General features: G+C 68.7%; 30 protein-coding genes. 13 read left to right on the top strand and 17 right to left on the bottom strand.

Annotated elements, in window-relative coordinates:
* Window positions 1-51: 51 nt before the first annotated feature.
* From aglF to JRZ79_RS17250, 3 genes are all read right to left on the bottom strand, one after another.
* The gene (gene aglF / locus JRZ79_RS17260) at window positions 52-771 is read right to left on the bottom strand and encodes a UTP--glucose-1-phosphate uridylyltransferase AglF (protein ID WP_205252650.1); all 720 of its coding nucleotides are present in this window, start codon (window positions 769-771) and stop codon (window positions 52-54) included.
* 66 nt (window positions 772-837) lie between these two features.
* Window positions 838-1818 carry a sulfatase-like hydrolase/transferase gene (locus JRZ79_RS17255; protein WP_205252649.1) on the bottom strand — a complete coding sequence of 327 codons (981 nt, stop codon included), beginning with the start codon at window positions 1816-1818 and terminating at the stop codon, window positions 838-840.
* Window positions 1819-1860: 42 nt separating this feature from the next.
* The gene (locus JRZ79_RS17250; RefSeq protein ID WP_205252648.1) at window positions 1861-3288 is read right to left on the bottom strand and encodes a lipopolysaccharide biosynthesis protein; all 1428 of its coding nucleotides are present in this window, start codon (window positions 3286-3288) and stop codon (window positions 1861-1863) included.
* A 114-nt stretch (window positions 3289-3402) separates the two neighbouring features.
* On the opposite strand from JRZ79_RS17250, the gene aglJ reads away from it, so the two are divergent.
* A complete protein-coding gene (gene aglJ, locus JRZ79_RS17245; RefSeq protein WP_205252647.1) occupies window positions 3403-4320 on the top strand; it encodes an S-layer glycoprotein N-glycosyltransferase AglJ in 918 nt (305 codons plus the stop codon).
* A gap of 13 nt (window positions 4321-4333) precedes the next feature.
* Here aglJ and JRZ79_RS17240 read toward each other — a convergent pair whose 3' ends face one another.
* The gene (locus tag JRZ79_RS17240) at window positions 4334-5020 is read right to left on the bottom strand and encodes a hypothetical protein (RefSeq protein ID WP_205252646.1); all 687 of its coding nucleotides are present in this window, start codon (window positions 5018-5020) and stop codon (window positions 4334-4336) included.
* Window positions 5021-5226: 206 nt separating this feature from the next.
* Between JRZ79_RS17240 and JRZ79_RS17235 the strand changes: the two genes are divergently transcribed.
* On the top strand, window positions 5227-5577 hold the full coding sequence (locus tag JRZ79_RS17235; protein WP_205252645.1) for a TRAM domain-containing protein: 351 nt from the start codon (window positions 5227-5229) through the stop codon (window positions 5575-5577).
* Window positions 5578-5649: 72 nt separating this feature from the next.
* Window positions 5650-6930, top strand: coding sequence for a UDP-glucose 6-dehydrogenase AglM (gene aglM / locus JRZ79_RS17230; RefSeq protein WP_205252644.1), 1281 nt, complete (start codon window positions 5650-5652; stop codon window positions 6928-6930).
* 13 nt (window positions 6931-6943) lie between these two features.
* Here the strand turns inward: aglM and JRZ79_RS17225 are convergent, their stop codons facing one another.
* A complete protein-coding gene (locus JRZ79_RS17225) occupies window positions 6944-7237 on the bottom strand; it encodes a DUF5779 family protein (protein WP_010902748.1) in 294 nt (97 codons plus the stop codon).
* A gap of 76 nt (window positions 7238-7313) precedes the next feature.
* On the opposite strand from JRZ79_RS17225, the gene JRZ79_RS17220 reads away from it, so the two are divergent.
* On the top strand, window positions 7314-7460 hold the full coding sequence (locus JRZ79_RS17220) for a hypothetical protein (RefSeq protein WP_012289271.1): 147 nt from the start codon (window positions 7314-7316) through the stop codon (window positions 7458-7460).
* A 13-nt stretch (window positions 7461-7473) separates the two neighbouring features.
* Here JRZ79_RS17220 and JRZ79_RS17215 read toward each other — a convergent pair whose 3' ends face one another.
* From JRZ79_RS17215 to JRZ79_RS17200, 4 genes are all read right to left on the bottom strand, one after another.
* The gene (locus tag JRZ79_RS17215; RefSeq protein ID WP_010902746.1) at window positions 7474-7926 is read right to left on the bottom strand and encodes a DUF5799 family protein; all 453 of its coding nucleotides are present in this window, start codon (window positions 7924-7926) and stop codon (window positions 7474-7476) included.
* A gap of 89 nt (window positions 7927-8015) precedes the next feature.
* On the bottom strand, window positions 8016-8411 hold the full coding sequence (locus JRZ79_RS17210; protein WP_012289270.1) for an OsmC family protein: 396 nt from the start codon (window positions 8409-8411) through the stop codon (window positions 8016-8018).
* A gap of 281 nt (window positions 8412-8692) precedes the next feature.
* Window positions 8693-9235: a hypothetical protein gene (locus JRZ79_RS17205; RefSeq protein WP_205252643.1), complete on the bottom strand. Its 543-nt coding sequence runs from the start codon at window positions 9233-9235 to the stop codon at window positions 8693-8695.
* A 153-nt stretch (window positions 9236-9388) separates the two neighbouring features.
* On the bottom strand, window positions 9389-10111 hold the full coding sequence (locus tag JRZ79_RS17200) for a metal-dependent hydrolase (protein ID WP_010902743.1): 723 nt from the start codon (window positions 10109-10111) through the stop codon (window positions 9389-9391).
* 104 nt (window positions 10112-10215) lie between these two features.
* Between JRZ79_RS17200 and JRZ79_RS17195 the strand changes: the two genes are divergently transcribed.
* From JRZ79_RS17195 to JRZ79_RS17185, 3 genes are read left to right on the top strand one after another with little or no spacing between them, the layout of a single operon-like run.
* Complete coding sequence (locus JRZ79_RS17195; protein ID WP_205252642.1) at window positions 10216-10959, top strand: fumarylacetoacetate hydrolase family protein; 744 nt, start codon at window positions 10216-10218, stop codon at window positions 10957-10959.
* Between the two features lie 56 nt (window positions 10960-11015).
* Window positions 11016-11534 (top strand): gluconate 2-dehydrogenase subunit 3 family protein, encoded by a 519-nt coding sequence (locus tag JRZ79_RS17190; protein WP_010902741.1) that lies wholly within the window; start codon window positions 11016-11018, stop codon window positions 11532-11534.
* Complete coding sequence (locus JRZ79_RS17185; RefSeq protein ID WP_205252641.1) at window positions 11531-13120, top strand: GMC family oxidoreductase; 1590 nt, start codon at window positions 11531-11533, stop codon at window positions 13118-13120. Before JRZ79_RS17190 ends, JRZ79_RS17185 begins: the two co-directional genes overlap by 4 nt.
* Before the next feature lie 67 nt (window positions 13121-13187).
* Here JRZ79_RS17185 and JRZ79_RS17180 read toward each other — a convergent pair whose 3' ends face one another.
* On the bottom strand, window positions 13188-13616 hold the full coding sequence (locus tag JRZ79_RS17180; protein WP_012289268.1) for a hypothetical protein: 429 nt from the start codon (window positions 13614-13616) through the stop codon (window positions 13188-13190).
* A 97-nt stretch (window positions 13617-13713) separates the two neighbouring features.
* Here JRZ79_RS17180 and hisC point away from each other — a divergent pair, with 97 nt between their 5' ends.
* Genes hisC through tpiA form a run of 5 tightly spaced genes read left to right on the top strand, consistent with a single transcriptional unit; the run spans window position 13714 to window position 17189 of the window.
* Window positions 13714-14814, top strand: a complete 1101-nt coding sequence (gene hisC, locus JRZ79_RS17175) for a histidinol-phosphate transaminase (protein ID WP_205252640.1) — start codon at window positions 13714-13716, stop codon at window positions 14812-14814.
* Window positions 14811-15320: an adenylate kinase family protein gene (locus tag JRZ79_RS17170; protein WP_205252639.1), complete on the top strand. Its 510-nt coding sequence runs from the start codon at window positions 14811-14813 to the stop codon at window positions 15318-15320. The genes hisC and JRZ79_RS17170 overlap by 4 nt, the downstream gene beginning before the upstream one ends.
* Entirely contained in the window at window positions 15317-15916 is a 600-nt protein-coding gene (locus tag JRZ79_RS17165) for a CDP-alcohol phosphatidyltransferase family protein (protein WP_205251724.1), read from the top strand. The genes JRZ79_RS17170 and JRZ79_RS17165 overlap by 4 nt, the downstream gene beginning before the upstream one ends.
* Before the next feature lie 42 nt (window positions 15917-15958).
* Entirely contained in the window at window positions 15959-16498 is a 540-nt protein-coding gene (locus JRZ79_RS17160) for a multiprotein bridging factor aMBF1 (protein WP_010902735.1), read from the top strand.
* Between the two features lie 46 nt (window positions 16499-16544).
* Window positions 16545-17189, top strand: coding sequence for a triose-phosphate isomerase (gene tpiA / locus JRZ79_RS17155; protein WP_010902734.1), 645 nt, complete (start codon window positions 16545-16547; stop codon window positions 17187-17189).
* Between the two features lie 3 nt (window positions 17190-17192).
* Here the strand turns inward: tpiA and JRZ79_RS17150 are convergent, their stop codons facing one another.
* Genes JRZ79_RS17150 through JRZ79_RS17120 form a run of 7 tightly spaced genes read right to left on the bottom strand, consistent with a single transcriptional unit; the run spans window position 17193 to window position 23668 of the window.
* Window positions 17193-17747: a metal-dependent hydrolase gene (locus JRZ79_RS17150; protein ID WP_205252638.1), complete on the bottom strand. Its 555-nt coding sequence runs from the start codon at window positions 17745-17747 to the stop codon at window positions 17193-17195.
* A 9-nt stretch (window positions 17748-17756) separates the two neighbouring features.
* Window positions 17757-18602 (bottom strand): methyltransferase domain-containing protein, encoded by an 846-nt coding sequence (locus JRZ79_RS17145; RefSeq protein WP_010902732.1) that lies wholly within the window; start codon window positions 18600-18602, stop codon window positions 17757-17759.
* Window positions 18599-19006 (bottom strand): 6-carboxytetrahydropterin synthase, encoded by a 408-nt coding sequence (locus JRZ79_RS17140; RefSeq protein WP_205251720.1) that lies wholly within the window; start codon window positions 19004-19006, stop codon window positions 18599-18601. The genes JRZ79_RS17145 and JRZ79_RS17140 overlap by 4 nt, the downstream gene beginning before the upstream one ends.
* The gene (locus JRZ79_RS17135; protein WP_205252637.1) at window positions 19003-20019 is read right to left on the bottom strand and encodes a zinc-binding alcohol dehydrogenase; all 1017 of its coding nucleotides are present in this window, start codon (window positions 20017-20019) and stop codon (window positions 19003-19005) included. Before JRZ79_RS17135 ends, JRZ79_RS17140 begins: the two co-directional genes overlap by 4 nt.
* Window positions 20020-20023: 4 nt before the next feature.
* The gene (locus JRZ79_RS17130) at window positions 20024-20785 is read right to left on the bottom strand and encodes a GTP cyclohydrolase III (protein ID WP_205251718.1); all 762 of its coding nucleotides are present in this window, start codon (window positions 20783-20785) and stop codon (window positions 20024-20026) included.
* Between the two features lie 37 nt (window positions 20786-20822).
* The gene (locus JRZ79_RS17125) at window positions 20823-21674 is read right to left on the bottom strand and encodes a CDP-alcohol phosphatidyltransferase family protein (RefSeq protein ID WP_205252636.1); all 852 of its coding nucleotides are present in this window, start codon (window positions 21672-21674) and stop codon (window positions 20823-20825) included.
* Complete coding sequence (locus tag JRZ79_RS17120) at window positions 21671-23668, bottom strand: aldo/keto reductase (RefSeq protein ID WP_205252635.1); 1998 nt, start codon at window positions 23666-23668, stop codon at window positions 21671-21673. The genes JRZ79_RS17125 and JRZ79_RS17120 overlap by 4 nt, the downstream gene beginning before the upstream one ends.
* 90 nt (window positions 23669-23758) lie before the next feature.
* Here JRZ79_RS17120 and JRZ79_RS17115 point away from each other — a divergent pair, with 90 nt between their 5' ends.
* Window positions 23759-24862 carry a glycosyltransferase gene (locus tag JRZ79_RS17115; RefSeq protein ID WP_205252634.1) on the top strand — a complete coding sequence of 368 codons (1104 nt, stop codon included), beginning with the start codon at window positions 23759-23761 and terminating at the stop codon, window positions 24860-24862.
* Window positions 24863-24898 lie beyond the last annotated feature (36 nt).

Raw genomic sequence — 24898 nt, 5'->3', positions numbered from 1 at the left:
GTTTTCCCTATTCGAGTCGCGTCTCTTCACCGACCGTGAGGACGACTGCTGTCACGCCTCGGCCTCCTGCAGCCGACTTTCTGCTTCGTCCCTGTCTTCCGGATATCCGACGTCAATCCGCCAGCCTTCCATCGGGATCGCATCGATGGTCCGCCCGCTTTTGATCAGCAGATCGATCGCGTCTGAGAGCTCATACTCCGCTCGATCCGACGGCTGCACGAGCTTACACGCCTGAAAGATCGCCGGAGAGAACGTGTAGAACCCCGTCATCACGAGGTTTGACGGCGGGTCGTCCGGCTTTTCGACGACTTCCTGGATTTCTCCGTAATCGTTGGTGTCACACACGCCGTATCGGCTGGCCTCGTCCCAACCGACTTCCTCGACAAGGAACGCTGCGTCCGCCCGCTCCTCCTGTTGGCGGCTCACAACGTCCTCCAGGTTCGCCCTGAAGATGTTGTCCCCGAGCATCAGCATGAAGTCCTCGTTGACGTGTTCTTCGGCTTTGAGCAGGGCGTGCGCTAGTCCGTTCTGCTCGCGCTGGTGCGCGTAGGTGATCGGAACCCCGTCGAACTCGTCGCCGTAATGGCTGATGATGTTCTGCTTCCGATAGCCAACGATGGCGACGATCTTCTCAGCACCCAACGCAACGAGCTGTTCGAAACAGTGCGTGAGGATCGGTTTCCCGGCTATCTCTACCATCCCCTTTGGCTTGTCTTCTGTCAGTGGACGGAGTCGGGTTCCTTCACCCGCAGCGAGCACGACTGCTTGCATGAATCGCGGTTACAGACGAATATTTAAATACGTTCGTACGTGAGGCCGCCGATAAGATCGGTCGAATCAACGATAGCCGAGATCCTCAAGATGCTCCTCGACATCGATTTGATCAGTCTGAGACGACTCCACGTCGGGTTCTCTGGAGTGTTCGTCAGTCGCTGTCGTCTCCACCCAAGGGACCTTCTTTACGATCGGATAGGGGAACCCTTCCGGGTGACCATAGGCCCCACACGCACCAAATGATTCACCGTGATCTGCAGTGATCGCGACGGTTTCGGCGTCGAGGTTCTCCAGCAGCTCCTCGATATCGTCGAGGACGAACCTGAGTGTCTCCCGGTACATGTCGTAGACTACGTCTCTGTCGGCTTCACCAGCTTCGAGTTGTTCGTACCCCTCTTGCTCTAGTTCGGTCGGAGGCCTGCCCTCGCGTATCGCGTGCCCGATGTACGGTCGGTGGGGCTGCATGTAGTGGACCATCAGTCGGTCTGGGTTGTTATCCCGAGACGCCTGGATGGCGTGATCGGTCATGCTTCGCGGGAGCGCTACCCCGTATGTCTCGTCGTGATGGTCCTGCCATACCATGTCGACGGCGTCGAAGGTCGAGAGATCTTCGAGGTTCCATCGGGAGACGTCGAGCGGAGTCGTGTTGTTCTTCGGCGGAAGGTTGTGGCGCTCAAATAGTTGGCTGGCGTGGCCGTTCCCAGTCACGTAGTGTGTTTTCTCGATCTCTGACCGATACTCCTCTGTGAACGTGTTCGCCATCCATTCGTCTGACTGACTCCCAACTGACCACATTGTCTCCACGTCGTCAATGAATTCGTACTCGTCGGCAACCTCTCGGAGCGTGTCGATACGGCAAGCGTCGAGAATCAGGAGCACGTCCCAGTCTCGCTCGTAAACGTTGGTTCCAAGTGACATCCGTGAAGTCACTGCGTACCATATCACTAGGTACCACGTGTACACGACGTAGAGTGGGGCGCGGACGGGGTTCTCACGGAACCGTTGTCGCATCTCCGCGAGCCACTCCCGAACGTTCGTCCTCATATACCCTTTCGTAGCAGGATCGAGAGTGATGAAGTGACCGGTCTACCATGGTCCGATCGTGGGGAACTGGAAGGGGAGGTTATCCTCAACAGTCGTGCGGAACTCCCGAGAGAGAGCGAGTAAGGACGCGAAATAAGCACAAGCGCCGATCCCGACGAGTACGACCGCAACTGGCAGTGATTCGGCGGTATTGAGTCGGCCGACACTCACGATGGCAGCCATAATAACCGCCGACAAACACTGCTTTCCGACTTCCATGAACGGGATGGTGACGTCGACCACCTGTCTCGCGTAGTAGTACCCCAGCATCAAGCCCATACCCGCCGACGTTGTCGTCGCTGCTGCTGCCCCGTACCAGCCGAACTGCCACGTGAGAGTGAGGTTCAGCATGAGGTTCACCACGACGAAGACAGCGTTGATGTTGAACGTCCGGCCCGGATAGTCGAGTGCGTTGATGGTAGAGAGGAACTGCCCCATATACCCATACAAGAGGCGGGCAAACGTGAGAACGATGAGAACGTAGTAGCCAGTGTCGAACCCGGGGCCGTAGATGGTGAGAACGAGGTCGCCGAGGAGCGCGGCGCCAACTAGCCCCGGAATGATGAACAGCCCGGAATACGCCAAACTGACGCGGAGAAGCCCTGCGATTTCGTCTTCCGTCCCTTCGTTGGACGAGATCTCGCTCATCTCCGGGAACAGCGTCCTTGAGATGGAGATGCCGAATATGGCGAACAGTGATGCCAAATTCCACGCCACCTCGTAGACCGCAATGAAACTGTTGGAAACGAACACTGCGAGAACGATGGTGTCCATTGAGAGGAACGTTCGTCCTTTGATGGAGCCGAGCCAGGAGAACTGCGCATAGGACTTGAGACGGGAGAATTCGTGGCGAGAGGGCAGTCTCTCGGGAATCGATACGAAGTACGCACCAATGATAACCGCCACGATGGCGCCCACAATGTAACCAGCAAAGGCACCCGCAATGCCGGACCCAGACAGAACGAGCGCGACCTGTACGACGCTCCGGCTCGTCCACTCGACTGGCGAAAGGACGCTTGAAACGTGAACAAGATGCTGCCCCTCGAGGACAGTTCGCACGAAGCCGAGAGCGAGTCGAACTGCGAGCATCAAAACGAGCACCCAGGTCACGCTGAGGCCCATGAAGTCGTTCAGGTAGGGACGTGTGATCCAGATGCAGGTGGCCACTACTGCGTACAGGCCGACTTGTGCCAGCGCCCCAGAAACGACGTAATTTCCACCGTCTGCTTCGCTGACTCGCTTCCGAACCGCCTGTGGGAGCCCGAGTTTCCCTCCGATAACGACCCAGGACAGAACCGATAGTACGACCACGTACGTGCCGTACTGCTCTTGGCCGAGCGTCCGAGTCAAAACGACTGTCGCGACAAACCCCGAGAACGACATGACGAGCTTCGAGAGAAAGTGAATGATCGACGTTCGACCGTATCTCATAGGTAACCCACGGGTTGTTCGTCGGCGTCAGGTTTGCCTCGGCTACGTATCAATACGGCGTTTCTTCGCAGTCGAAGAAAACGTTTTTGCGGTCACCCCGTCCACGCCAACGTAATGAGCGAGGAGTACGAGGAGGTGTGCGCGCTCGTTCCGACGCGGAACGAAGCGGCGACCATCGCCGACGTGATCGACGGGCTTTTCGAGGTCGGCGTGGGCCACGTCCTCGTCGTGGACGGAAACTCGGCCGACGACACGGCGGCTGTCGCGGCCGAACACGGCGCGGAAGTCGTCCAGCAGTCCGGCGACGGGAAGGGGCAGGCCGTCCGCGAGGGCGTGAGTCTGATCGAGGCGGCGTATGTGCTGCTGTTGGATGGCGACGGCACGAACCCGCCCGCGCAGGCGTCACGCCTCCTCGATCCACTCGTCGCTGGGGAAGCCGAACACGTTGTCGGCGATCGCACGGCTGACATGCGGCCGGGCGCGATGAGCACCCTCAACCAGATCGGGAACCGCCTCATCAATCGCGCGTTCTACCGCATCCACGGCGAAGACTACGGCGACATTCTCTCCGGCTACCGGGCGTTCACGGCTGAATCGTTCGACCGAATGTTTCTCTCGGCGGAGGGGTTCGGTATCGAGACGGAGATGGCCGTGGAGTGTTCGCGGCACAACATCACGACCCGGGTCGTGCCGACGACCTACCGGGCGCGGCCCGACGACTCGGAGACCAATCTGCACCCGATCTCGGATGGGGCGCGCATCATCCTAACACTGTACAGTCTCGCGAAAACGTCCAACCCGCTGTTCTACTTCGGGAGCATCGGCGCGGGGTTCGGCACGCTCGGCGTGGCGCTTGCGGGATACGTGGCGTACGACTGGCTGTTGCACGGGGTCAGCCACGAGGTGATCGCACTCGTCGCGGGGGTGAGCGTGCTGTTCGGGGTGCAGTTGTTGATGTTCGGACTGCTGTCGGATCTGATTGTGACCCTGCACCGCGAGCAGACCCGCCGCATCGAGCGCCTGAACAAGTGACCGATGCCGACGCCTACGACAGCATCGAGGACAGGCTGTTCAGCCACGCCTTCGGTGCGCGACGGCGCGCGCCGTCGGCGGCGTATTCGAGGTCGCGGGCGGCGGTCTGCATGATTCCGTCACCGTGTCCGGTGAGGATGCGGTCGGGCGTGAAGTCGGTCAGCGGCGACGGCGGCGCGATCCGGAGCATCGGGTGGACGCCGACGTGCTCGCGGCCAGTCAGGAAGTAGTCGACCGTGCCGACGAGGTCCCCGACGACGAGCGTTTCGCCGTCGTAGAGCGCGGCCTCGTCCCAGATCGGCCAGTCGACGGTGCGCACGAGCTCGAAGTCGGTGCCGGGCAGCGATCCGGTGATGGGTTGGGTAGGGGCGTCGATCTCGGGGTCGACGTACGAGGGCACGTAGATCGGAACGTCGTGGCGGTCGGCGACGGCTTCGGCGTCCCGGGCGTGGCGGTCCATCAGCACGACGACGCCGGTGACGGTTCCCAGCTCCGCGAGCAGCTCGTCGACACCGTCGCCGTCGACCGGATCGATCACCCAGACGTCGGCCTCGGCGTCCTCGTCGTCGGCTGGCGGGACAGCGAGCGCGTGGCTCGCGCGCTGCATGGTCTCCTCTGGGTACGCGATCCAGCCGACACCGCCCTCGAAGCGGTCGATCTCCGTGATCGCGTCCGCACGCCCGGTTTGTTTGAGTGGCATACCCGTAGTACGCACACCACGGTCTTAAAACGGGGTACGCCGATGGTCGTTGCCGCATTCTAGGCAGGACGCTCGCGTTACCGCCTGCACTCGGGGTCGAAGTCGCGCTGTTCGGTCTCGCGGCCGAGTTGTCGCGGTTCGTGTCGGGGCTGAGGCGGCGGCGCTGAGTCGATGGCTTGTAGGGCGCGCGCTGGGATGCTGGCAGCATGAACACGCTCATGATCGGTGCCGGGGCGGCGGTGCTCTGTCTGCTCGCGGTCGGGGTTGGGTGGCGGCGTCGCAGCGGGTCGTCGGCCGGGCAGTCCCAGCGCGCACACCGGGACGCCCAGCAACGCACACCGCCGGTGTCGCTGGGCGAGACCTACGAGTTCGGGGTGACGGAGTTCACTGATCATCACTCCGGTGACCGTGTCGCCGTCGGGAAGGTCGAGGGATTCGTCGTGTTCACCACCGACGTGCCGGCCGGCGTTTCCCCCGGGGACGTGATCCAGGCGACGATCACGTCGTTCAACCGGAACGAGACGTCGGCGGACGCGATCTTCGCGGGGCGACCCTGACGACACCCCCCTGCAGTGTGGCGAATCAACTTTGTGTAGCCGCTGAGTACCGGTGCGTATGGTGACCACTGGATGGACGTGAGCATCGTTGGGAGTGGGTACGTCGGCACGACGATCGCGGCGTGTTTCGCCGAGCTCGGACACACCGTCGTGAACGTCGACGTGGACGCGGACGTCGTCGCGGCGATCAACGACGGCGACGCACCGATCCACGAGCCCGGGCTCGCCGAGCGGATCGACGCACACGCTGGGACGCGACTGCGCGCCACCACGGACTACGAGGCGGTTCGTGACACGGACGTGACGTTCCTCGCGCTCCCCACGCCGGCGCGTGAGGGCGGGAGCATCGACACGTCCATCATGGAATCCGGGGCGGCGTCGCTTGGCGAGGCGCTGGCCGGAGCCGACGACCACATGGTCGTGGTCAAAAGCACGGTTGTTCCCGGGACGACCGAGGACGTGGTCGAATCCGCGCTCGTGAGCGCCGGATTCGACGACCCGTTGCTCGCGATGAATCCGGAGTTCCTGCGGATGGGGTCTGCTGTGGACGATTTCCGCCACCCGGATAAGGTGGTGTTCGGCGCGCGCCGTGACGCCGCCTACGACCAGTTGCACGCGGTCTTCGAGCCACTGCTCGCGGACGCCGGCGATGCGACCGTGGTGGAGACGGGGCTGCGGGAGGCCGAGATGATCAAGTACGCCAACAACGCGTTTCTGGCGTCGAAGGTGAGCCTCATCAACGATCTGGGGAACATCTGCAAGGAGCTCGGGGTCGACGCCTACGAGGTTGCCGACGCGATCGCCGAGGACGACCGCATCAGCGGCCAGTTCCTCCGGTCCGGGGTCGGATGGGGGGGAAGCTGCTTCCCGAAAGACGTTGCGGCCATCACGGCGGCTGCCAAGGACGCGGGCTACGAGCCGGCGATGTTGGAGGCCGCCGTCGAGGTCAACGACCGCCAGCCCGAACGCCTGCTTTCGCTTTTGGACGGTCACGTCGACGTTGCCGGCGAGCGCGTCGCCGTCCTGGGGCTGTCGTTCAAGCCGGGCACCGACGACATCCGCGGCACGCGCGCGGTCCCGGTCATCGACGGGCTCCAGGACCGGGGGGCTGACGTGGTCGCGTACGACCCCGTGGCGGCCGAGAAGATGGCCGAGCAGCGCCCCGAGGTCACGTACGCCGACAGCGCGGCGGGCGCGCTCGCCGACGCGGTCGGGGCCGTCGTGGTCACCGACTGGGACGAGTTCGCGGCCCTCGACGACGAGTTCGACGCCATGGCCGAGCGCGTCGTCGTCGACGGCCGGCGCGTCGTGGACCCGCAGGCGGACCTGACCTACGACGGGCTCACCTGGTAGCCGGCTGGTCGTCCTACAGGCGGCCGGCGTCGACGTCCACGTCCGGCGGTGACACGACCAGGAACTCCCGGAAATGTACGAGGGAGCCGCCGGCGTCTTTGACCGTGCCCGCAAACCCCTCGGCGAGCGCGTTCAGGTCGCCATCAACGGCCAAGAAGAGTACGTTCCCACGGGTGACCTCCTCGACCCATTCTTCGTCGGGTGTGGTGCCGTCGAGCACACCCAGGGTGACGTTGCCGTCGAAGTCAGCCGGGGTGTCGAGTTCGTCCTCGGCGCGCCGGAGGTCGAGGTTGAAGCCGTCACTCATGGGTGGTCGATCGGCGCGCACTGGCAAAAACCTTCCCGCCCCCGGATTTATGGTGTGTCACAGCCTACAGATGCGTATGCCGAAGGTCATACTCAGCGAGGAGACCGTGCAGCGACTCGAGGCTCTGCAGTCCGACGACGAGTCCTACGACGAACTCGTCGCGGAGCTGTTGACCGCTCACGACGCCGAAGAGTTGTCGCTGTTCGGTGCCGACGCCGAGTGATCCGGCGACCCGACTATTCGGCGTCAGCGGCCGCCTGGCGCACCGCATCGAATCGGCCTTCGTCTTCGAGATGCGCCTGGAGTTCGTCGGCGTAGGCGCTTGCGAGCGTTTCGGCCTCGGTGGCGAGTGCCTCGTGGTCCCCACCGCCGTCATCGCCGAGGCCGAGCGCGTTCTTGATGCCGTCAACGACCCCCGAACTGGTTCCGGACCCGCCACCGGCCGGCCCGCCGGGTGCCATCTGTCTGTCGACCGTCTCCATCTCCGGCAACACGTGCTCGAGGCCGGACGTGTCGGCGACGATCCGGGCGGCAGCCGGGTCGTCGGGGTCTTGGAACTCGAATTCGACGGCCGTCATCACGAGCCCCCACTGTGGGCGGGAGAGATCAGAGGCCTGCACGCGGTCGGCGAACGCGTCGTCGACGCTCATGCGAGCGCCGACGATGCGGTCCTGCCAATCGGCAGTCATACCCACGGCTACGATGGGGACGTGTTTGTATGCTGCGACGCCCGCGCAAAGAACAAGCTGGTGTGTCGGCTGCCGCTCGGATCGCGCGCTCAGAACGCGCCGGTCTCGGCGGACAGCTCCGCGTGGAGGTCCGCACGGAGCGCGCTGTGCACGTGGCAGATGTCCTCGGCGCGGTCCGCGATGGCGTCGAACGCCTCGTCGTCGAGGTCCTCCTCGACGAGCAGGTGGAACCGGATCGCGGTGAGGTCGTCGTGGTCGTCGAGGTCACCCTCCACGTCGATGTCGATGCGGCCGAGGTCGTCGAAGCCTTCCTTCTGGCCGCCGACGCGGAACGCCGGGATGAAACACGACGCGTAGTCCGCCAGCAGCGTCGCGTTCGGGTTCGGGCCGTCCTCGTCCGTGGCGTCGATGGTCAGTTCGAAGTCCCCGATTCGGGACTGAGTCGTGTAGCCGTCCGCCGAGGTGCTGGTTACTTCGATGGTCATTGCGTTTCGATGATCGCCCGCCGCCAGTGTAAGCGTTGTTCTTCCGGCGGGATCGGTTCCGAGAGCTGCGGTCGTGGCAGCGACGGATGTCCCTCGTACGTGGTCACGCGGCCCCTCCAGCAACGCTGTTCGGGGCATATGCTTCGTCGGGCGGCACAACCCCGCCGCGCTTGCCCGCTGTGATTTCTCGCGGTCGTCGAGTCCAGCCCAACGATCCACTGCCAACGACCGCGTACGGGTCGGAGCAGGCCGAGTGCCGCGGGGCTTGGCCCCGAGGCAGTTCACTGATCGGAGCTGAAATACGAACTCAAGTCGTTCAGGGCGCTGTACTTGTACTGCTGGGTGTTGTCCCCTGAGGACCCGTAATAATGTGTCACCAACTCACCCGCTGCTGGATGAACACCCGCGACGACGGCACCGCTGCCACCCTCGGTGGCGTACGGGAGACACTGACGGGCATTTCCTTCGTCGAGGGTTGCCCCCAGCTGCTTGCCCGCCTCGGATCCGACAAACGCAATCAGCGATCCACCACAGACGGCATCAACGAGTTTCCGGTCGCTCAACGACGTCTCGGGGGATACGAAAACGAGACTGGCATCCGCTAGTTCGTCAACGGTGTTTGCGTCTTCTTCTACCGAGAGCGGGAACGATTCACCCACGAACGTCGGCTTTGAATGCGTCTCAACCGCGTGTTCAGTGTCACTCGGCTCGTTAGTTGTGGCTGCCGCCCGTTCTGACGACGGGCGAGCGATCCTCGCACAGCCGGACAGCGAGAGGGTCGTCCCTACTGCAGCCAGGGCCTTCCGACGGGTGCACGCCATCATATCATAATACAAAAGACAGGAACTAAAAACATGGCTGTGTCCGGCTGGGGAGACCAACGGAACCGTGAGGGGAGCCAATAGCGGAGTGAAGCCGATGCCGCTGTTGATTCGGTCATACACGTCAAAATACGCCGGTGGGAGTGCAGCCTGGTTTTACAGCGCGTCCGAGAGGTCGACCGTTTCGTCGCCGTCGAGCACGTGAACGTCGGCCTGGCTGCCGGTGGCGTTCACCTCGCGTTCGAAGTCCGCGGTGTCGACCTCGATGGGCGGGAAGGTGTCGTAATGCATCGGGAACGCGACATCAACGTCCAGCCAGTCGACGGCGACAGCGGCCTGCATCGGCCCCATTGTGAAGTGGTCGCCGACCGGGACGGCGGCGGCGTCCGGGTCGAGGTAGGGACCGATAACGTCTTTCATCTCGGATTGGAGGCTGGTGTCGCCGGCGTGGTAGAACGTCGTGGCGTCGCCGTCGCCGGTCTGCGTGGGCGCGGCGTCCGAGATGACGTAGCCGACGGGCGTTCCGCCGGAGTATTCGTAGCCGGTTTCCAGGCCGTTGGTGTGGTCGGCCCGCACCATCGTCACGAACGCGTCGCCGAGCTCGACGGTCCCCCCGAGGTTCATCCCGGTGGTGTCTTCGACGCCGGTTTCGTCGGCCACGTAGCCGGTCACTTCGGGGGTGCCGACGGTGTGGGTGTCGGCGAACGCGCCGACGTGTGCGATGTGGTCGGCGTGGCCGTGTGTGAGCAGGACGTGGTCGACAGCGACCTCGCTGGGAGCGGTGTCGGTGTGGGGGTTGTCGAAGAAGGGGTCGACGAGGAGATCGGTGGTGCCGACTGTTACGCGCCACGTCGAGTGTCCGAACCAAGTAAGCTCCATAACATCCCCCTGTACGCCGGAACAGCCCTTAAATGTGCGCGCTGCGGTGTTCGGGGGCTGCCGGTGCCACAACCCTGAAGCGACCACCGCCGGAACCCGGGGGCGTGCACCGAATGCGCTTTCGCACGCCGGCCGGCGCTGTGCGGGTCGGCGAGTACGACCCCGATGCGGAGGTCGTCGCCGCCGCCGGGCGTGCGTTCGACCGAGCGAATGTGGACGTGTTGCCGCCGTGTGACCCGTCGAAGGTCGTCTGCGTGGGCCGCAACTACGCGGCGCACGCCGACGAGCGGGACGCCGACGTTCCGGACCGCCCACTGCTGTTTTTGAAGCCACCCACTACGGTCGCGGGTCACAGCGACGCCACGCCGCTCCCGCCGAACACACGCGTCGAACACGAGGCGGAGCTCGCGGTCGTCATCGGCACCCAGGCCCGCAACCTCGACGCCGGGGCTGCGATGGCGGCCGTCGAGGGGTACACTGTCGCCAACGACGTGTCCAACCGCACCGACCAGGACCGCGAGCAGAACTGGGTCCGCGGCAAGGCGTTCGACGGATCGTGTCCGCTCGGGCCGGTGGTCGCAACCCCCGACGAGGTGCCCGACGACGCGACCGTGACGTTGGACGTCAACGGCGAGCGCCGCCAGTCCGGGTCGATCTCGCAGTTCGTCTTCGACGTGCCCACGCTGCTGGCCGAGATCACGGCGTTCGTGACGCTGCAGCCGGGCGACGTGGTATTGACTGGGACGCCGCCGGGCGTGGGCGAGCTCACCGACGGCGACCGCGTTGCGGCGTCCGTCGAGGGCGTCGGTACCCTCGAACACACGGTTGTGCGCGAGCCGCCCGCGTAGTGGGCGGCGTGCCGGGAACGCAATCCTGAAGTTTAGGCTCACCTAATACACGGTGAATGGAGCTAACGCGCCGAGACGTGCTCGCGGCGCTGGCCGCCGGTGGCGTCGCAGCCGGCGCAGGTGTCACCCTTTCGAACGACTCCGGTGGTCCCCTCATCGACGACCACGTGAGCGACACGCTCGTCGCCGTCGCCGCCGTCGTCTACCCGAGCCAACTCGACGGCGTCGAGTCGTTCGTCAGGGAGTACAGCGGCGCCCGTGTGCGCGAGCACCGCTCGTACGCCAGCGGCGTCGCCGACGCCGTCGACGCGCTTGACGCGTACTGCCAGTCGTGGGCAGACGCCGACTTCGCGGCCTTGGACCCGGAGCGCGCCGACGACCTGCTATCCGGGTTCGGCGTCGACACCGCTGACCCGGACCCCGACGGGAGCGACCGCGAGCGCGTCCGATACTACCTCGTGAACGAACTCCTGTACGCGCTGTTCACCACGCCCACCGGCGGCGAGCTCGTCGGCATCGAGAACCCGCCGGGACACCCCGGTGGCACTGCGTCCTACCAGCGAGGCCCACAATGAACCGGCGACCGTCCCCGAACGCCGACGTGTGTGTCATCGGGGCCGGGCCGGCCGGAGGGCTGATCGCCGACCGCCTTGCCAGCGACGGCCACACCGTGGTCGTCCTGGAAGCCGGCCCGCGGTTCGACGCCGCCGACCGCGAGCGCCGCATGGAGCGCTCGATCCGCCCCGCACACGGCCCGGCGTCGGTGTGGGACATGGGCGGCCCCCGGGACGCCTACGCGTCCACCGGCGACCGATACTACCCGCTGAACGCGGCGCGCGTGAAAGGCGTCGGTGGGTCGACGCTGCACTGGCAGGGCATGGTGATGCGCCTCCACGAGCAGGACTTCCGCCTGGCGTCGGCCACCGGCGTCGGCGCGGACTGGCCGTTCGACTACGACACCCTCAAGCCGTATTACGCCGCCGCGGAGTCAGCACTGGGGGTGTCGGGGGCGAGCGACAACCCCTTCGCGCCGCCCCGCGAGCAGCCACACCCTCAGCCGGCGTTCCCGCCGAGCTACTCTGATTCGCTGTTCGCCGACGCCTGTGAGTCCCTGGGCATCGCGACGCATTCGGTGCCGAACGCGCGACTGTCCGCCGGCCGCGAGACGCGGCGCGCGTGTGTCGGGTACGGGACCTGCCAGCCGGTCTGCCCGTCGGGCGCGAAATACGATGCGACCGTTCACGTCGACCGTGCCACCGACGCCGGCGCGCGCGTCATCGACGAGGCACCGGTCCAGCGCCTCGAACACGACGCCGCGGGGGATCGGGTGACTGGGGCCGTGTACGCGACCCCCGACGGCACCACCCACCGCCAGTCGGCCACCGAGTTCGTGCTCGCGGCGGGCGGGATCGAGACGCCGCGGCTGTTGTTGCTGTCCGACAGCGACCGCTACCCCGACGGGTTGGCGAACTCCTCGGGGCTGGTCGGCCGGTACTTCATGGACCACCTGTTCGCGGGCGCCGGCGGCACCCTCGACGAGCCGACTCGCCAGAACCACGTGGGCTTCAACACGACCGAGAGCCACCAGTACTACGACCGGCCGGACGGCTCGCGGGGCGCGATCAAACTGGAGTTCCTGAACTACGCCGGCCCCAGCCCGGCCGAGATGGCGCTGTCGGGCGACGACTGGGGGGACGCAATGTGCGACCGCATTCGGGACGCCTCCGGCACGCACATCGCGGTCGGCGGACTCGTCGAACAGCAACCCAGGCCGGAGAACCGGGTTCGACTCCACCCCGAGCGCACTGACGCCCACGGCAACCCGGTTCCGGACGTGGTGTGGTCGCTGTCGGCGTACGAGCGCCGCACCATCGAGCGCGCCAACGAGATCCAGCGCGAGATCCTCACCGAACTCGGGGCCGACATCGAGTGGACGGTCGGCCCCGAGGCCACCGGGCCGGCGTTCCACCACATGGGCACGACGCGGATGGGCACCGACCCCGCCGAGAGCGTGGTGGACCCGCGGTTGCGCACGCACGACCTTTCGAATCTCAGCGTGGCGTCGTCCAGCGTGTTCCCGACGGCGGGCGCGATGAACCCGACGCTGACGATCGCGGCGCTGGCGTTGAAGGCTGCCGATCACATCGCCGCCCGCCTGTGAGCGCGCGGCGGCCGGCGACCACACCGCAGAAACACGACTGCACGCCGACGCTCCTCGGGCGGCGGCCTCAGAGGTAGGGGTAGCCGACGATCCAGCCGGCGTCGAGCAGCAACGCGACCGCGAGGACCGCCCCGCCGTAGAGGAACGTGGTGGCGTCGTCGCCGCGCTCGATGCGGCTGCCCGCGACCTCAGTGAGCCCGGTCAGCAGGAACCACAGCACGACCATGCCGATGACGGCGTGGCCGGTGCCCGTGCTCGTGAGCTTGCCGCCGTCGGTGTAGCCGGCGATCGTGAACATGTAGCCGCCCGTCAGAACCAGCAGGGTCGCGGAGCCCCGGGAGATGTACTTCAGCGTTCCGGCGATGGTTTCCCGGACGCTCGTGGAGATGTTGTCAGCGATCCGCGGCACCGTCAGTGCCGTAAACAACACGCTGCCGGTTAGCAGCCCGGCGAACACCATGTGAACAGCATAGACGACTGTCTCGATAACTGCCATAGCGGACTGCATGCGGACCACACACCTAAACCCGATGATACCCGAGCGCCGGCCGCGTGAGGGCATCCTTAAGGATGGGCCGGCCGTCACCCCGAGCATGGAACTACGGGACCTCTCCGACCACGTCGAATACCGCGCTGGTCGGGGTATCGAGGAGGTCGCCCGGGAGCTCGGCCGTGACCCCTCGGAGTTCGTGAAGCTCTCGTCGAACGAGAACCCCCACGGGCCGAGCCCGAAGGCAACCATCGCCATTCGGGAGGCGGCAACCGGGGTCCACCGCTATCCGAAAGCGGTGCACGCCGACCTGACGGGCGCGCTCGCGGACCGCTGGGACGTGGGCGACGACCAGGTGTGGGTGGCCAACGGCGGGGATGGCGCGCTCGACTACCTGGCGCGGGCAACCCTCGATCCCGGCGACAGCGTGTTGGTGCCGTCGCCGGGGTTCACCTACTACGGGATGAGCGCGCGCTTCCACCATGGGAACGTCGCGGAGTACGACGTCACCGAGGGCGCGGACGGCTTCGAGATGACCGCCGACGCGGTGGTAGACGCCTACGACGGCGAGCGCGTGGTCTACCTGACGACGCCGCACAACCCGACGGGCGCGCGGTTCACGCTCGACGAGATCGTGGCGGTGGCCGACCGCACGGACGAGGACACGCTCGTGCTCGTTGACGAGGCGTACGGCGAGTTCACGGAGACGCCGTCGGCGGTCACGCTGTTCGACGGCCAGCCGGCGGGCGGGCACGCGCCACGGGACGACATCGCGGTGTTGCGGACGTTCTCGAAGGCGTACGGGCTGGCGGGCATCCGCCTGGGGTACGCCGTCGTGCCGGACTCGTGGGCGGACGCCTACGCCCGGGTTCAGACGCCGTTCGCCGCCAGCGTCATCGCGTGTCAGGCCGGGGTTGCGGCGCTGGACGACGACGACCACGTCGAGGCCACCACCGACAGCGTCGCGTGGGGCCGCGACTACATCCACGACGAGCTCGCGGCCCGCACCTACGAGAGCCACGGGAACTTCGTGCTCGCGAACGTGGGCGACGCCAGCCGGGTCGCCGAGGCCGCGAAGCGCGAGGGCGTGCTGGTGCGGGACTGCACCAGCTTCGGGCTGCCCGAGCACGTCCGCATCACGACCGGCACGCGGTCGGAGACCGAGCGCGCGGTGGCGGTGCTCAACGAGGTGTGTGACACATGAGAGTGGCGGTCACCGGAACCCCCGGGACGGGCAAGACGACCGCCACCGGCCGGCTGGACACCGCGCTGGATGTCGCACACCTGAACGACCTCGTCGGCACCGAAGGGCTCTACGACGGCGTGGACGCCGACCGCGGCAGCAAGATCGTGGACGTCGATGCCGTCCGCGACCATTTCGCGGGCCGCGAGGACGTGCTCGTCGAATCGCATCTCGCACACCGCCTCGACGACCTCGACGCCGTGGTGGTGTTGCGGTGTGCGCCGGAGACGCTTGCCACCCGGCTCCAGGAACGGGGTGACTCACCGGAGAAAGCCGCCGAGAACGCCGACAGCGAGGCGCTGGCGATCATCCTCTCGGAGGCAGTCCGCGGCCACGGTGCCGACGCGGTCTACGAGATCGACACCACCGACCGCAGCCCCGACGCGGTCGCGGCGGCCATCCAAGCGGTCCTCGACGGGGACCGCGAGCCGTCGGCGGGCACCGTGGACTACACCGACTACGTATGACCCTCGATCAGTTCCGGCCGCTTGCGAACCGGCTGCTCGATCCCTGGGTGCGGGCCGCAAAGACCGTCGGTGCAACGCCCAACACGGTCAGCGTTGCGGCGTTCGGGCTGGCCGTGGTGGCCGCCGGCGCGTTCTACATCGGCACCCCAGCCGCGTACGCCGTGGGCGCGGTCTGCGTGTTCTTCAACGGGTGGCTCGACCTGCTCGACGGCGCACTCGCGCGGGAGGTCGGGACCGCCTCGGAGGCGGGTGACCTCCTCGATCACGTGCTCGATCGGTACGCCGACGTGGTGGTGGTCACCGGGGCCGCAGCCGGCGTTGACGCCTTCGGCCTCGGGCTCGCGGCGGTGACCGGCGTGTTGCTCACGTCGTATCTCGGCACGCAGGCCCAGGCCGTCGGGTTGGACCGCGTGTACGGCGGCCTGCTGGGGCGGGCCGACCGGCTCGCACTCGTCGGCGTGACCGCCGGTGTCGCCGCCATCACGCCGACTGTCGCCGGCTACTCGCCGGTCGTCGCGTTGCTCGTCGTGTTCGCTGTCGTGGGCCATCTCACCGCCATCCAGCGGTTCGTCTCCGCGTGGCGGCAACTCGCATAGGCGGGCGTGCGTTTTAACCGTCGGCCACGGCTACCACCACGCATGGCCCAGTGCGAGATGTGTGGAACGGAGGTCTCGAGCCCGAAGACGGTGAAAGTCGAGGGCGCGGAGATCGACGTCTGTGACGACTGCGCCGAGTTCGGCACGGAAGTCACGACCCAGTCCTCCTCGTCCACCAGCACGAAGTATTCGACGTCGTCCTCGTCCAGTCAGTCCGCCGGCTCCAGCGGCGGGTCCTCGGGCACCAACAGCGGCGGGCGGCGCCGCAGAGACATGTTCGACGAGATGGACGAGTTGGCCGGGGATTACGACACCCGGATCCGGTCGGCCCGCGAGCAGGCCGGCCTCAGCCAGGAGGAGCTCGCCGACGAACTCAACGAGAAGGCGAGCGTCATCCGGAAGCTCGAACACGGGGACAGTCTGCCAAGCGACGACGTGCGCGAGGAACTCGAAGACTACCTCGGGATCCTGCTCACCGAGTCGGGCGCCGAGGACGCCAGCGACACCGACTGGTCGTCGGGCGGCGACAGCGCCGGGCTGACCCTCGGCGACAAGGTCCGCCGCAAAAGCGACGACAGCTAGCGCTGCGATAGCTACTTTTTTCCGGTGTGGAGCCCCCTCGTCGTGTATGTTCGTTCTCGTCAACCTCAAGGCGTACCCCTGTGATCCGGTCGCCATCGCGGAGGCGGCTGCCGACGTCGCTGAGACGACCCCGGCCACGATCGCGGTCGCACCCCAGCCCGCGGACATCGGTCGCGTCGCGGACACGGGTGCCACCACGTACGCCCAACACGTCAGCCCGACCGAGCACGGCAGCCACACCGGCAGCGTGCTCGCGGAGTCGGTCGCGGACAACGGCGCTGTGGGCACGCTGCTGAACCACTCCGAGCACCGCCGCCGGCTCGCCGACATCGATGGCAGCGTCGCGGCCGCCGAGCGCGCCGGCCTCGACACGGTGGTGTGCGCGAACAACCCCGCACAGGTCGCCGCCGCCGCCGCGCTCGGCCCCGACGCGGTGGCCGTCGAGCCACCGGCGCTGATCGGCACCGGCACGCCGGTCTCGCAGGCCGATCCGGACATCGTCTCCGACGCCGTCGCCGCGGCGGAAGCGGTCGATCCGAGCGTGGACGTCTACTGCGGCGCGGGCATCACCACCGGCGAGGACGTCGTGTCGGCCGGCGACCTCGGCGCCAGCGGCGTCCTGCTCGCCAGCGGGGTGGCGAAGGCCGACGACCCGCGCGCGGCGCTGGCGGACCTCGTCGCGCCGCTGTAGCGGTCAGACGACGCGCTCGAAGTACGGAACGAGGCGGCGACGCAACAGGCTGTACACCGCGCCGAGCGCGAGCAGCGCCGCCAGCAGCCACCGCACCACGCCGTCGTAGACGACCAGCGCCGGCGCCGCCGCCGCGGCCGCGACCGCGAGGTCGGCCGGCGACCCGTCGTAGGGGATGACGTATCGGGCGCGCCACCACCGGCCGGCGTGGTGGTCGTATACGGCCGCCGTCGTCGTGCGCTCCCAGGGCCGCAGTTCGTCGCCCGCACCGAGCACGTCGCTGGTGCTGTGGACGGCTGCGGCGGCCGCGCCGACTCCGACGAACACGGTGAGCGCGGTCGGCGTGACCGCGGCGATCACGACCGCGGGAACCGCACCCACCCAGCCGAGCACCGGGTAGTGCAGCGTCCGCCGGTGGGTGCCCACCAGGAGGTCGATGTCGGGTGCGCCGCCGCCGACGAGCGCGCCCGCGGCGGCGGGCACCCCGAGGGTCGGCTGTGCGGCCGCGACCGGCGCGGCAAGCAGGAACCCGACCGCGATGTGGGTGAGCACCATCATGGCGGCGTCTCAGGCGCGCCACAGCAGGTCGTAGCCGTGCGCGACGTACGTGAGATCGCCGGCCGCGAGCTGCTGGCGGCGCGTGGCCAGCCAGTCGGTCGCGTCCGGGACGGCGTCCGCGATGAACGACAGGATGCACGCCAGGAAGTACTGCTCGTCGGCGCGGTACTCGCCGTCCACGGGGCGCACGATCCAGTCGGAGGCGCCCACGGCGAGCAGCGTCTCCGCCGGGCGCTCGCGGAGCACGTCGAGCAGCCGGCGGCCGGCGCGGCTGGTCCGGCCGTCGGCCGCGTCGATGGCGTCGTGGTAGGCCGCACGCACGCGGTCGTCGGCCGGATGCGATGGCTGCAACACGGTTACGCCGTCGAAGGTCAGCGGGGCGTACGCGAGCCCGCCGGGTGCCAGGGCGTCGGCGAACGCGTCCAGGGCGTCCGCCGGCGGCACGAGATCGAGAAACGACTGCGCCACCAAGAGGTCGGCGGTGGCGTCGGTGAGTCGCGCGAGCGCGTCCCCGGTGTCGAACCTGATCGGGGCGTCTCCGACCCGGCAGCCGTCCGGCGTGGCCGCGATTCGGGTTTCGGCGGGCATGCGCCGCCGCAACACCCGCGGCACGACGGCGTTCGCGAACGCGACGACGCGCTCGGCAGCGTCGACGCCCAGGTAGGCGGCGGGCGTGACCTCCCAGTCGGCGTACAGCATCGGGACCGTCGGCCCGGTGCCACAGCCGGCTTCGACCACACGAGGGTGGCTGGGGAGGGCTGCCCGCAGGCGGTCGCGGACGCGCCGATCACGGGCGCGCTCGTCGACGCTCTGTTTCGCCGTGAGATAGCGCGTCTGCGCGTGTGTCTGGGTCATTCGAGTGCGCGCTCGTGGCTCGCCCACGCGAGGTCGTCCTCCCAGAGCCGGACGGTCAGCCGCGTCGGCGCGGCCGCCCCGAGGCCGTCCGCGATCCGGTCGCCGATCAGCTCCGCGAACCGTTCGAGGCTCGGGTTGGCGTCGCCGAACTCGGCGTGATCGTTCAGCAGGGTGTCCTGGTATCGGGCTTCGATGTCGTCGAGAACGGCGTCGACGGCGTCGATGTCGACGAGGTAGCCGTGCTCGTCGAGCTCCCCGCCGGCGAAGGTCACGTCGGCCGTGAACCGGTGGCTGTGCACCTCGCCCTCAGGCCCGGGGTTCGGAACCGTGAGGTAGTGCTGTGCGATGAACTCGCGGCGGACGGTGAGCGCGCGGCTGGCGTCGGTGTGAGTGGTGGGCGTCATTGGTAGGTGAGGATGATGTGGCGGGCTTCGTCGGGGTGGTCGTCGAGGAGGGCGTAGGCGTCGGCGGCCCGATCTAGGGGGAGTTCGTGCGTGATCAGCGCGTCCGCGTCCATGGCGTCCAGGCGGTCGAACGCCACGTCGAAGCGGCGGTCGGTGTCCCAGCGCCCCCGCAACTCGGGGCTGAGCGTGCTGACCTGGCTGGACACGATGTCCACGCGGTCGCGGTGAAACGACCCACCGAGGTCGATGGGCGCGCGCTTCGCGCCGTACCACGACCCCACGATCACGCGGCTGTCGTAGCCCGCGGCCGCGATGGCGTCGTCGAGGGTCTCCGGGCGGCCCGAGAGTTCGAACACGACGTCCGCGCCGGCGGGCTCGGCGTCGGCGAACGGCGGCGCGTCCGCGATGGCAGTCGACCCGGGGTCGATGGTGCGGTCGGCACCGACCGCGGCGGCGGTGGCGCGGCGGGACGCCAGGGGCTCCACGACGACGACCTCCGACAGCGGGAACGACGCCAGCAGCTGTGTCGTGGCGAGGCCGACCGCGCCCGCACCGAACACCACGGCGCGCTCGCCGATCCGGGGTTGCGCGTCGAGCACGAGGTTCGTCGCCGTTTCGACCGTCGGCAGGAGCGTCGCCGCCTGCGTGGCGACGTCGTCGGGGAGTTCGACGACCGCGTCGGGCGTCGTCCGGAAGCGCGTGGCGTGGGGTTCGAACGCGAACACGCGGCGGTCGAGCCACTCGGTGCTGTCCGGGCCGGTGGCGGTGACCGTGCCGACGCTGGCGTATCCGTACGCGAGCGGGTAGTCGAACTCGCCGTCGAGGGCGTCGATGGTGGCGTCCACGGGCAGGGACTCGGGGAACTCGCCGCGGTAGACCAACAGCTCCGATCCGGCGCTGATGCCCGAGGCCTGCGTCTCCACCACGACCTCGTCGTCGACGGGGTCGCTGACCGTCCCCGTGCGCACCGCGACGGAGCCGGGGCCGGTGAAGTACAGTGTGCGTGCGTCCATCACGCTAGTCGTCGGCGGTGGTCCACGGGCCGTGCACCCGGGCACCGGTCGCGCGACACGTTTCGAGGGCGTGTTTGGCGTCGGCTCCGGCGTCGTGGGGGGTGTCCCCGTGCCCGACGCCGACCTGGAAGTCGACGCCGGCCGCCTCACGGACGTGCGCGGTCGCGTCGTCGACGATCCCCGCGTCGATCTCGGGACACACCGCGATGGCGTTGTCCCCGCCCACGAACTGCGTGACCGCGTCGTGGGTGTCGTAGAGGTACTCCGCCAGCGTCGTCACTGCGCCCTGGATCTCGGTGCCGGCCCGCACCGGTGACACGGTGTCGGTGTACGTGCCGGTGGCGTCGACAACGTCGAAGTGTGCGATCGTCACCGCACCGGGCGTGCCGGCGAACCCGGGCGGCGAACGGTGGGACAGGGCTTCCCGTCGGTTCTCGTCCTGCGCGCTGCCGGCGTCCCGCAGCGCCGTTCCGGCGGCGTCGAGGGCGTCCGCCGGCGTTCGAGCAGTCCCAATGCCGACGCTCACAGTCACCGGATACCGGTTCCGGATGCGCTCCTGGAGGCGTTCGAACGCCGCCGGCGCGATGCCGGTCGCGGCCCCAACCATGTTGTCGAAGCGGCCCGCGAACGCGTAGCCGTCCCGCCCACCCAGGAAATCCGCGACGTCGGCGAACAGCCGGGCCTGGAGCGCCTGTAGGTCCGTTTCCCGGCGGGGCGCAGGCTCCGTCGTCCACGGCCCGTAGTCGTCGATCTGCACAGCCGCCATACGAGACCCGGTAGTCTGTGACTGGCTCACGCGGCGTTCATCGGAGCGAGCCGCCTTCAGCGTTGCCCCCAGTTTCGCTCGTGTCCTCAACCGCGTCGCCCTCGTCGCGGACGCCGAAATATCCCGCCACGGCACAGTAATCACGGCCGAACACGACCAGCGATGGCACCAACACGATCCCGGCGATCGGCGTGACGACCGCCGCCGGGAGCACGGGCACCAGCGCCACCGTGATGAACAGCATCTGCATGCCGGCCAGCAGCCGGCGACTCCGGCTCGGTGGCAGGTCGCCCACGTGGCGACCCCGGCGGCGGCGCACCCAGCACGCGAGCTTGAAGACGTATCGGGCCAGGGACAGCGACAGATACCAGACCGGCAGCCGCCCCCAGGCCACCGCCACCAGCGGCGCGCACAGGAACCCCAGGGTGTCAGTCGCCAGGTCGAGGCGCGCCCCCAGGACGGTACGCCGGCCGACGCGGCGGGCGAGCGCGCCGTCGACGGTGTCGAGCACGACCCCGCTCCCGTACCACGCCGCGGGCAGCCAGCGCCACCAACTCCCCACCGGCGGACTCACCGCCACGAACCCGAACACGGCCGCGTACAGCCAGCCCCGCGTCGCCGTGACCGCGTTCGCCACGCCGACCGTCCCGCGCACGGGCTGGCCGCCGTCCGCGGACGCGACCCCCGACGGCCGGTGGTTGGCGTCGAGGTGTCGACCCAGGAACCCCACCACGTACGCCAGCGGCACGGCCGCCGCCACGACCCACCGCAGCGCGCCGGCGTGGCCGAGCGCGGCGCTGAGACCCCACGCCGTGCCGACACCGCCGACCGCGAACCCGGCGACGAGCAGCCAGTACTGCGCTCGCAGCGCCCTCGGAACGCGTGTCATCGCTGGAACGCCGGATCAGCGAGCCCGGCCATCCGGTCGCGTTGGTCGTCGGTGAGCGGGTGGCGGGGTGCCGCGAGGTTCGCCACCACGTGTTCGCGCGTGGTCGTCGACGGGATCGGCACCACGCCACGCGTGCAGTGCCACGCCAGCACCGCCGTCGCCGGCGACACGCCGTGCTCGTCGGCGACCGCGTGCACGACCGGCTCGTCGAGCAGCCCCGGTGCCGACAGCGGCGAGTGCGCAACCACGCGAACGCCGTGCCGGTGACACCACGACACGAGCGCGTCCCGCGGCCGGTAGGGATGACACTCCACTTGCACGAGCGCCGGCCGGACGCGCGCCGCGTCGGTGAGCCCCGCCAACTGCGGGAGCGTGACGTTGCACACGCCCAGGCTGCGCGCGAGCCCGTCGTCGTGGAGCGCCTCCATGCGCCGCCAGGTCTCGACGAGGCCGTGGGGCGCACGCGCCGGCGTGCCGTCGGCGGCGGTCGGCATCGTCAGTCGCTCTTGCTCCTCGACGGGGCGCTCCGAGAGCCGCGTGAGCGCGCCGCGGTGCGCCCACGCGCCCGGCCAGTGCAGCGCGTAGCAGTCGAACGCCGCGACGCCGAGTTCGTCCAGCGACCCGGTGCACGCCTCCCGGAGGTCGCCGGGCCCGTGGTTCGTCCGCCACGGCTTCCCGACGAGGAACACGGACTCCCGGTCGGGGCCGCCGGGCGCGGCCACCAGGTCGCCCAGCCGCCACTCGTTACCGTACAGCTCCGCCGTGTCGAACAGCCGGTAGCCGGCGTCAACCGCCGCCCCCATGGCGGGCGTGACGTACGTGCCGTCCCGGTAGCGCGAGCAGCCGAACCCCACGGGCGGCAGGCGAAGCGCGCGCCCGCCGGGCTGGAACCCGCTGGGGGCCGCGGCAACCGGCGCGGGCCGCCGCTGCCCGGGGCGCGCCAGTGACACACCGGGCTCGGGAACCGCAACGGGGCCGCCGTCGGTGGCGGCGCGCTCGATGGCGTTGCACACCGCCACGACGTGTGCGCCGCGGCGCGCGCTCGCCCGCGCCGACGACCCACAGCCGCCAGCAACCCGGTCGGCGAGGCGTTCCGGGCCGGCGGCGTACGCGCGGCTACAGCGGGGCTGGGGCTGGGGGGCGACAGTCGGCTCCCGGTCGCCGCCCCGCACGGTCACCGCGTCCCGGGGAGCGCCGAGCGCGCCCGTGTCACGGAGGTACAGCGTGCCGTCGTCGCCGTGCAGTTCCAGCCCATAGAACTCCCGGCTGCGGTGGTCGACGTAGAAGCTCGCGCGCAGCGACACCACCGGGCCGTCCGAGAACGACAGCGTCGCCTCCACGTGGGGGAGCCCGTCGGGAGCGTCGTCGCCGTCGCGCTGCGCTGGCGGCCACGCCGCGACCGCGTCGGCGGTCCTGACTTCGGTGACGCGTCCGAACCACGCCACCAGCAGGGCCAACGGATAGACCGCGCCGTCGTACAGCGGCCCGACATCCAGGAACGACGCCGGGCGGTCGTGCCACTCGTCGACGCGCCCGACGTTCGCCGTTGCGGCCGCGAACTGGACGCCGCCCAGTCGGCCGTCGGCCGCCAGCGCCCGGGCGTGGCGCTGAGCGTCACACCCGGGCGTGATCGGCGCACACCCCAGGCCGAGATCGTGGCGCTCGGCGGCCGCCACCAGGTCGGCGGCGCGGGCCGCGTCCATCGCCAGCGGCTTCTCGGAGAACACGTGTCGGCCGGCGGCCAGGCACGCCTCGGTGACGTCGGCGTGGGCGGCGTGGCTGGTGAGGTTGATGACCATCGGCGCGGGGTCAGCGGCCAGCGCGTCGGCCAGGTCGGTGTACACAGCCGGACCGCTGGGGTGGGCGGCCGCCAGCGCGTCGGCGCGTTCGGGGTGTAGATCACAGACGCCGGTCACGCGCAGCGCTGTCGACGCCGCGAGTCCGTCTGCGTACGCTTCGGCGACCGAGCCGGCACCGACGAGCAGGCAGTCCACAGTCGTTCGTTTGACGCGGGGTGTACAAAGCAGTGAGTGGTATCCTGTCACGTGGTGGGGTTGAAGTGACGACGCGACACACCACCACGCATGGCACGCGTCGCCGTGTTACACAACACGCTCGACTTCCGGGGCGGCGCCGACGCCGTCTGCGTCCACACGTGCGCTGCGCTGGCGGCCGCCCACGACGTGGCGCTGTTCACGATCTCCGAAACCACGCCTGACGCCGTCGGCGCGCAGTTCGATGTCGATGTGTCCGTGCCGGTCGTGGCACCCCCGGGCGCGTCCAACGTCGCGGCCGCACTCTCCGCGGCCGCACCCACCGTCGGCCCGCAGCTCGCGGCGCGCTCGGTCCTGCTGCGGGCGTTCTTCCGGAGACACGCGTCGGCCTATGACGTCGCAGTGAGCACCGCCAACGAGCTCGCAGTGCCGCTGCCGTCCGTCCAGTACGTCCACTTCCCCCAGTTCCGCTGCGACACCACGCCGACCGCCGACCCCGGGCGACTGAACGGCGTCTGGTCCCGGCTCGCCGCGCCCGCCGCTGACCGCCCGGACACCCGCTACCTCGCGAACTCCGCGTGGACCGCCGACGCCTTCGAAGCCAGCTACGACCGCCGACCGACCGTCTGTCACCCGCCGGTCGATCCCATCGACGGCGCGCCCTGGGGCGCCCGCGCGGACCGCATCGTGGTGCTCGGGCGGATCGCCCCCGACAAGCGAACCCTGGACGCCATCGACGTGGTCGACGCGCTGCGCGCCCGCGGCCACGACCTCACGTGCACGATCGTCGGCGCCGCCCCCGCGGCCTACCGCGACTACGTCGCCGACGTGCGGGCGGCCGCGGACTCACGGCCGTACGTCACCGTCGAAACGGACGTTCCACGCGGCCGCATCACCGAACTCCTGGGACGCAGCCGGTACGGCCTCAACCTCAAGCCCATCGAACACTTCGGCATGGCGGTCGCGGAGTACGTCGCCAGCGGCATGCTCGCGTTCGCCCCCGACAGCGGCGGGCAGGTCGACGTTCTCGACGGCGACGACGACGTGCTCTTCGAGGGCGTGGCCGGCGCTGTCGACGCGATCGCGGCCGCCATCGACGACGGACTGCAGCCGTCACTCCCCAGGGACCGCTTCGGCCGCGACCGATTCGCGGACGCGATCCGCCGGCAGGTCGCGGCCGTCTGCCCCGACTGACCCCAGATTCAAGACCGTCGCTGCCAACCAGCACGT

Origin of the sequence: Halobacterium sp. BOL4-2 (assembly GCF_016917835.2) — an archaeon.
Lineage (GTDB): Archaea > Halobacteriota > Halobacteria > Halobacteriales > Halobacteriaceae > Halobacterium > Halobacterium salinarum.
Note: the sequence above shows the minus strand (reverse complement) of the source record. Positions and strands in the feature narration are given on the sequence as shown.

Excerpts from the sequence above, each read along its gene's own strand:
- aglF (WP_205252650.1), bottom strand. The coding sequence starts at position 771 with ATGCAAGCAGTCGTGCTCGCTGCGGGTGAAGGAACCCGACTCCGTCCA.
- JRZ79_RS17255 (WP_205252649.1), bottom strand. The coding sequence starts at position 1,818 with ATGAGGACGAACGTTCGGGAGTGGCTCGCGGAGATGCGACAACGGTTC.
- JRZ79_RS17250 (WP_205252648.1), bottom strand. The coding sequence starts at position 3,288 with ATGAGATACGGTCGAACGTCGATCATTCACTTTCTCTCGAAGCTCGTC.
- aglJ (WP_205252647.1), top strand. The coding sequence starts at position 3,403 with ATGAGCGAGGAGTACGAGGAGGTGTGCGCGCTCGTTCCGACGCGGAAC.
- JRZ79_RS17240 (WP_205252646.1), bottom strand. The coding sequence starts at position 5,020 with ATGCCACTCAAACAAACCGGGCGTGCGGACGCGATCACGGAGATCGAC.
- JRZ79_RS17235 (WP_205252645.1), top strand. The coding sequence starts at position 5,227 with ATGAACACGCTCATGATCGGTGCCGGGGCGGCGGTGCTCTGTCTGCTC.
- aglM (WP_205252644.1), top strand. The coding sequence starts at position 5,650 with ATGGACGTGAGCATCGTTGGGAGTGGGTACGTCGGCACGACGATCGCG.
- JRZ79_RS17225 (WP_010902748.1), bottom strand. The coding sequence starts at position 7,237 with ATGAGTGACGGCTTCAACCTCGACCTCCGGCGCGCCGAGGACGAACTC.
- JRZ79_RS17220 (WP_012289271.1), top strand. The coding sequence starts at position 7,314 with ATGCCGAAGGTCATACTCAGCGAGGAGACCGTGCAGCGACTCGAGGCT.
- JRZ79_RS17215 (WP_010902746.1), bottom strand. The coding sequence starts at position 7,926 with ATGACTGCCGATTGGCAGGACCGCATCGTCGGCGCTCGCATGAGCGTC.
- JRZ79_RS17210 (WP_012289270.1), bottom strand. The coding sequence starts at position 8,411 with ATGACCATCGAAGTAACCAGCACCTCGGCGGACGGCTACACGACTCAG.
- JRZ79_RS17205 (WP_205252643.1), bottom strand. The coding sequence starts at position 9,235 with ATGATGGCGTGCACCCGTCGGAAGGCCCTGGCTGCAGTAGGGACGACC.
- JRZ79_RS17200 (WP_010902743.1), bottom strand. The coding sequence starts at position 10,111 with ATGGAGCTTACTTGGTTCGGACACTCGACGTGGCGCGTAACAGTCGGC.
- JRZ79_RS17190 (WP_010902741.1), top strand. The coding sequence starts at position 11,016 with ATGGAGCTAACGCGCCGAGACGTGCTCGCGGCGCTGGCCGCCGGTGGC.
- JRZ79_RS17185 (WP_205252641.1), top strand. The coding sequence starts at position 11,531 with ATGAACCGGCGACCGTCCCCGAACGCCGACGTGTGTGTCATCGGGGCC.
- JRZ79_RS17180 (WP_012289268.1), bottom strand. The coding sequence starts at position 13,616 with ATGGCAGTTATCGAGACAGTCGTCTATGCTGTTCACATGGTGTTCGCC.
- hisC (WP_205252640.1), top strand. The coding sequence starts at position 13,714 with ATGGAACTACGGGACCTCTCCGACCACGTCGAATACCGCGCTGGTCGG.
- JRZ79_RS17170 (WP_205252639.1), top strand. The coding sequence starts at position 14,811 with ATGAGAGTGGCGGTCACCGGAACCCCCGGGACGGGCAAGACGACCGCC.
- JRZ79_RS17165 (WP_205251724.1), top strand. The coding sequence starts at position 15,317 with ATGACCCTCGATCAGTTCCGGCCGCTTGCGAACCGGCTGCTCGATCCC.
- JRZ79_RS17160 (WP_010902735.1), top strand. The coding sequence starts at position 15,959 with ATGGCCCAGTGCGAGATGTGTGGAACGGAGGTCTCGAGCCCGAAGACG.
- tpiA (WP_010902734.1), top strand. The coding sequence starts at position 16,545 with ATGTTCGTTCTCGTCAACCTCAAGGCGTACCCCTGTGATCCGGTCGCC.
- JRZ79_RS17150 (WP_205252638.1), bottom strand. The coding sequence starts at position 17,747 with ATGATGGTGCTCACCCACATCGCGGTCGGGTTCCTGCTTGCCGCGCCG.
- JRZ79_RS17145 (WP_010902732.1), bottom strand. The coding sequence starts at position 18,602 with ATGACCCAGACACACGCGCAGACGCGCTATCTCACGGCGAAACAGAGC.
- JRZ79_RS17140 (WP_205251720.1), bottom strand. The coding sequence starts at position 19,006 with ATGACGCCCACCACTCACACCGACGCCAGCCGCGCGCTCACCGTCCGC.
- JRZ79_RS17135 (WP_205252637.1), bottom strand. The coding sequence starts at position 20,019 with ATGGACGCACGCACACTGTACTTCACCGGCCCCGGCTCCGTCGCGGTG.
- JRZ79_RS17130 (WP_205251718.1), bottom strand. The coding sequence starts at position 20,785 with ATGGCGGCTGTGCAGATCGACGACTACGGGCCGTGGACGACGGAGCCT.
- JRZ79_RS17125 (WP_205252636.1), bottom strand. The coding sequence starts at position 21,674 with ATGACACGCGTTCCGAGGGCGCTGCGAGCGCAGTACTGGCTGCTCGTC.
- JRZ79_RS17115 (WP_205252634.1), top strand. The coding sequence starts at position 23,759 with ATGGCACGCGTCGCCGTGTTACACAACACGCTCGACTTCCGGGGCGGC.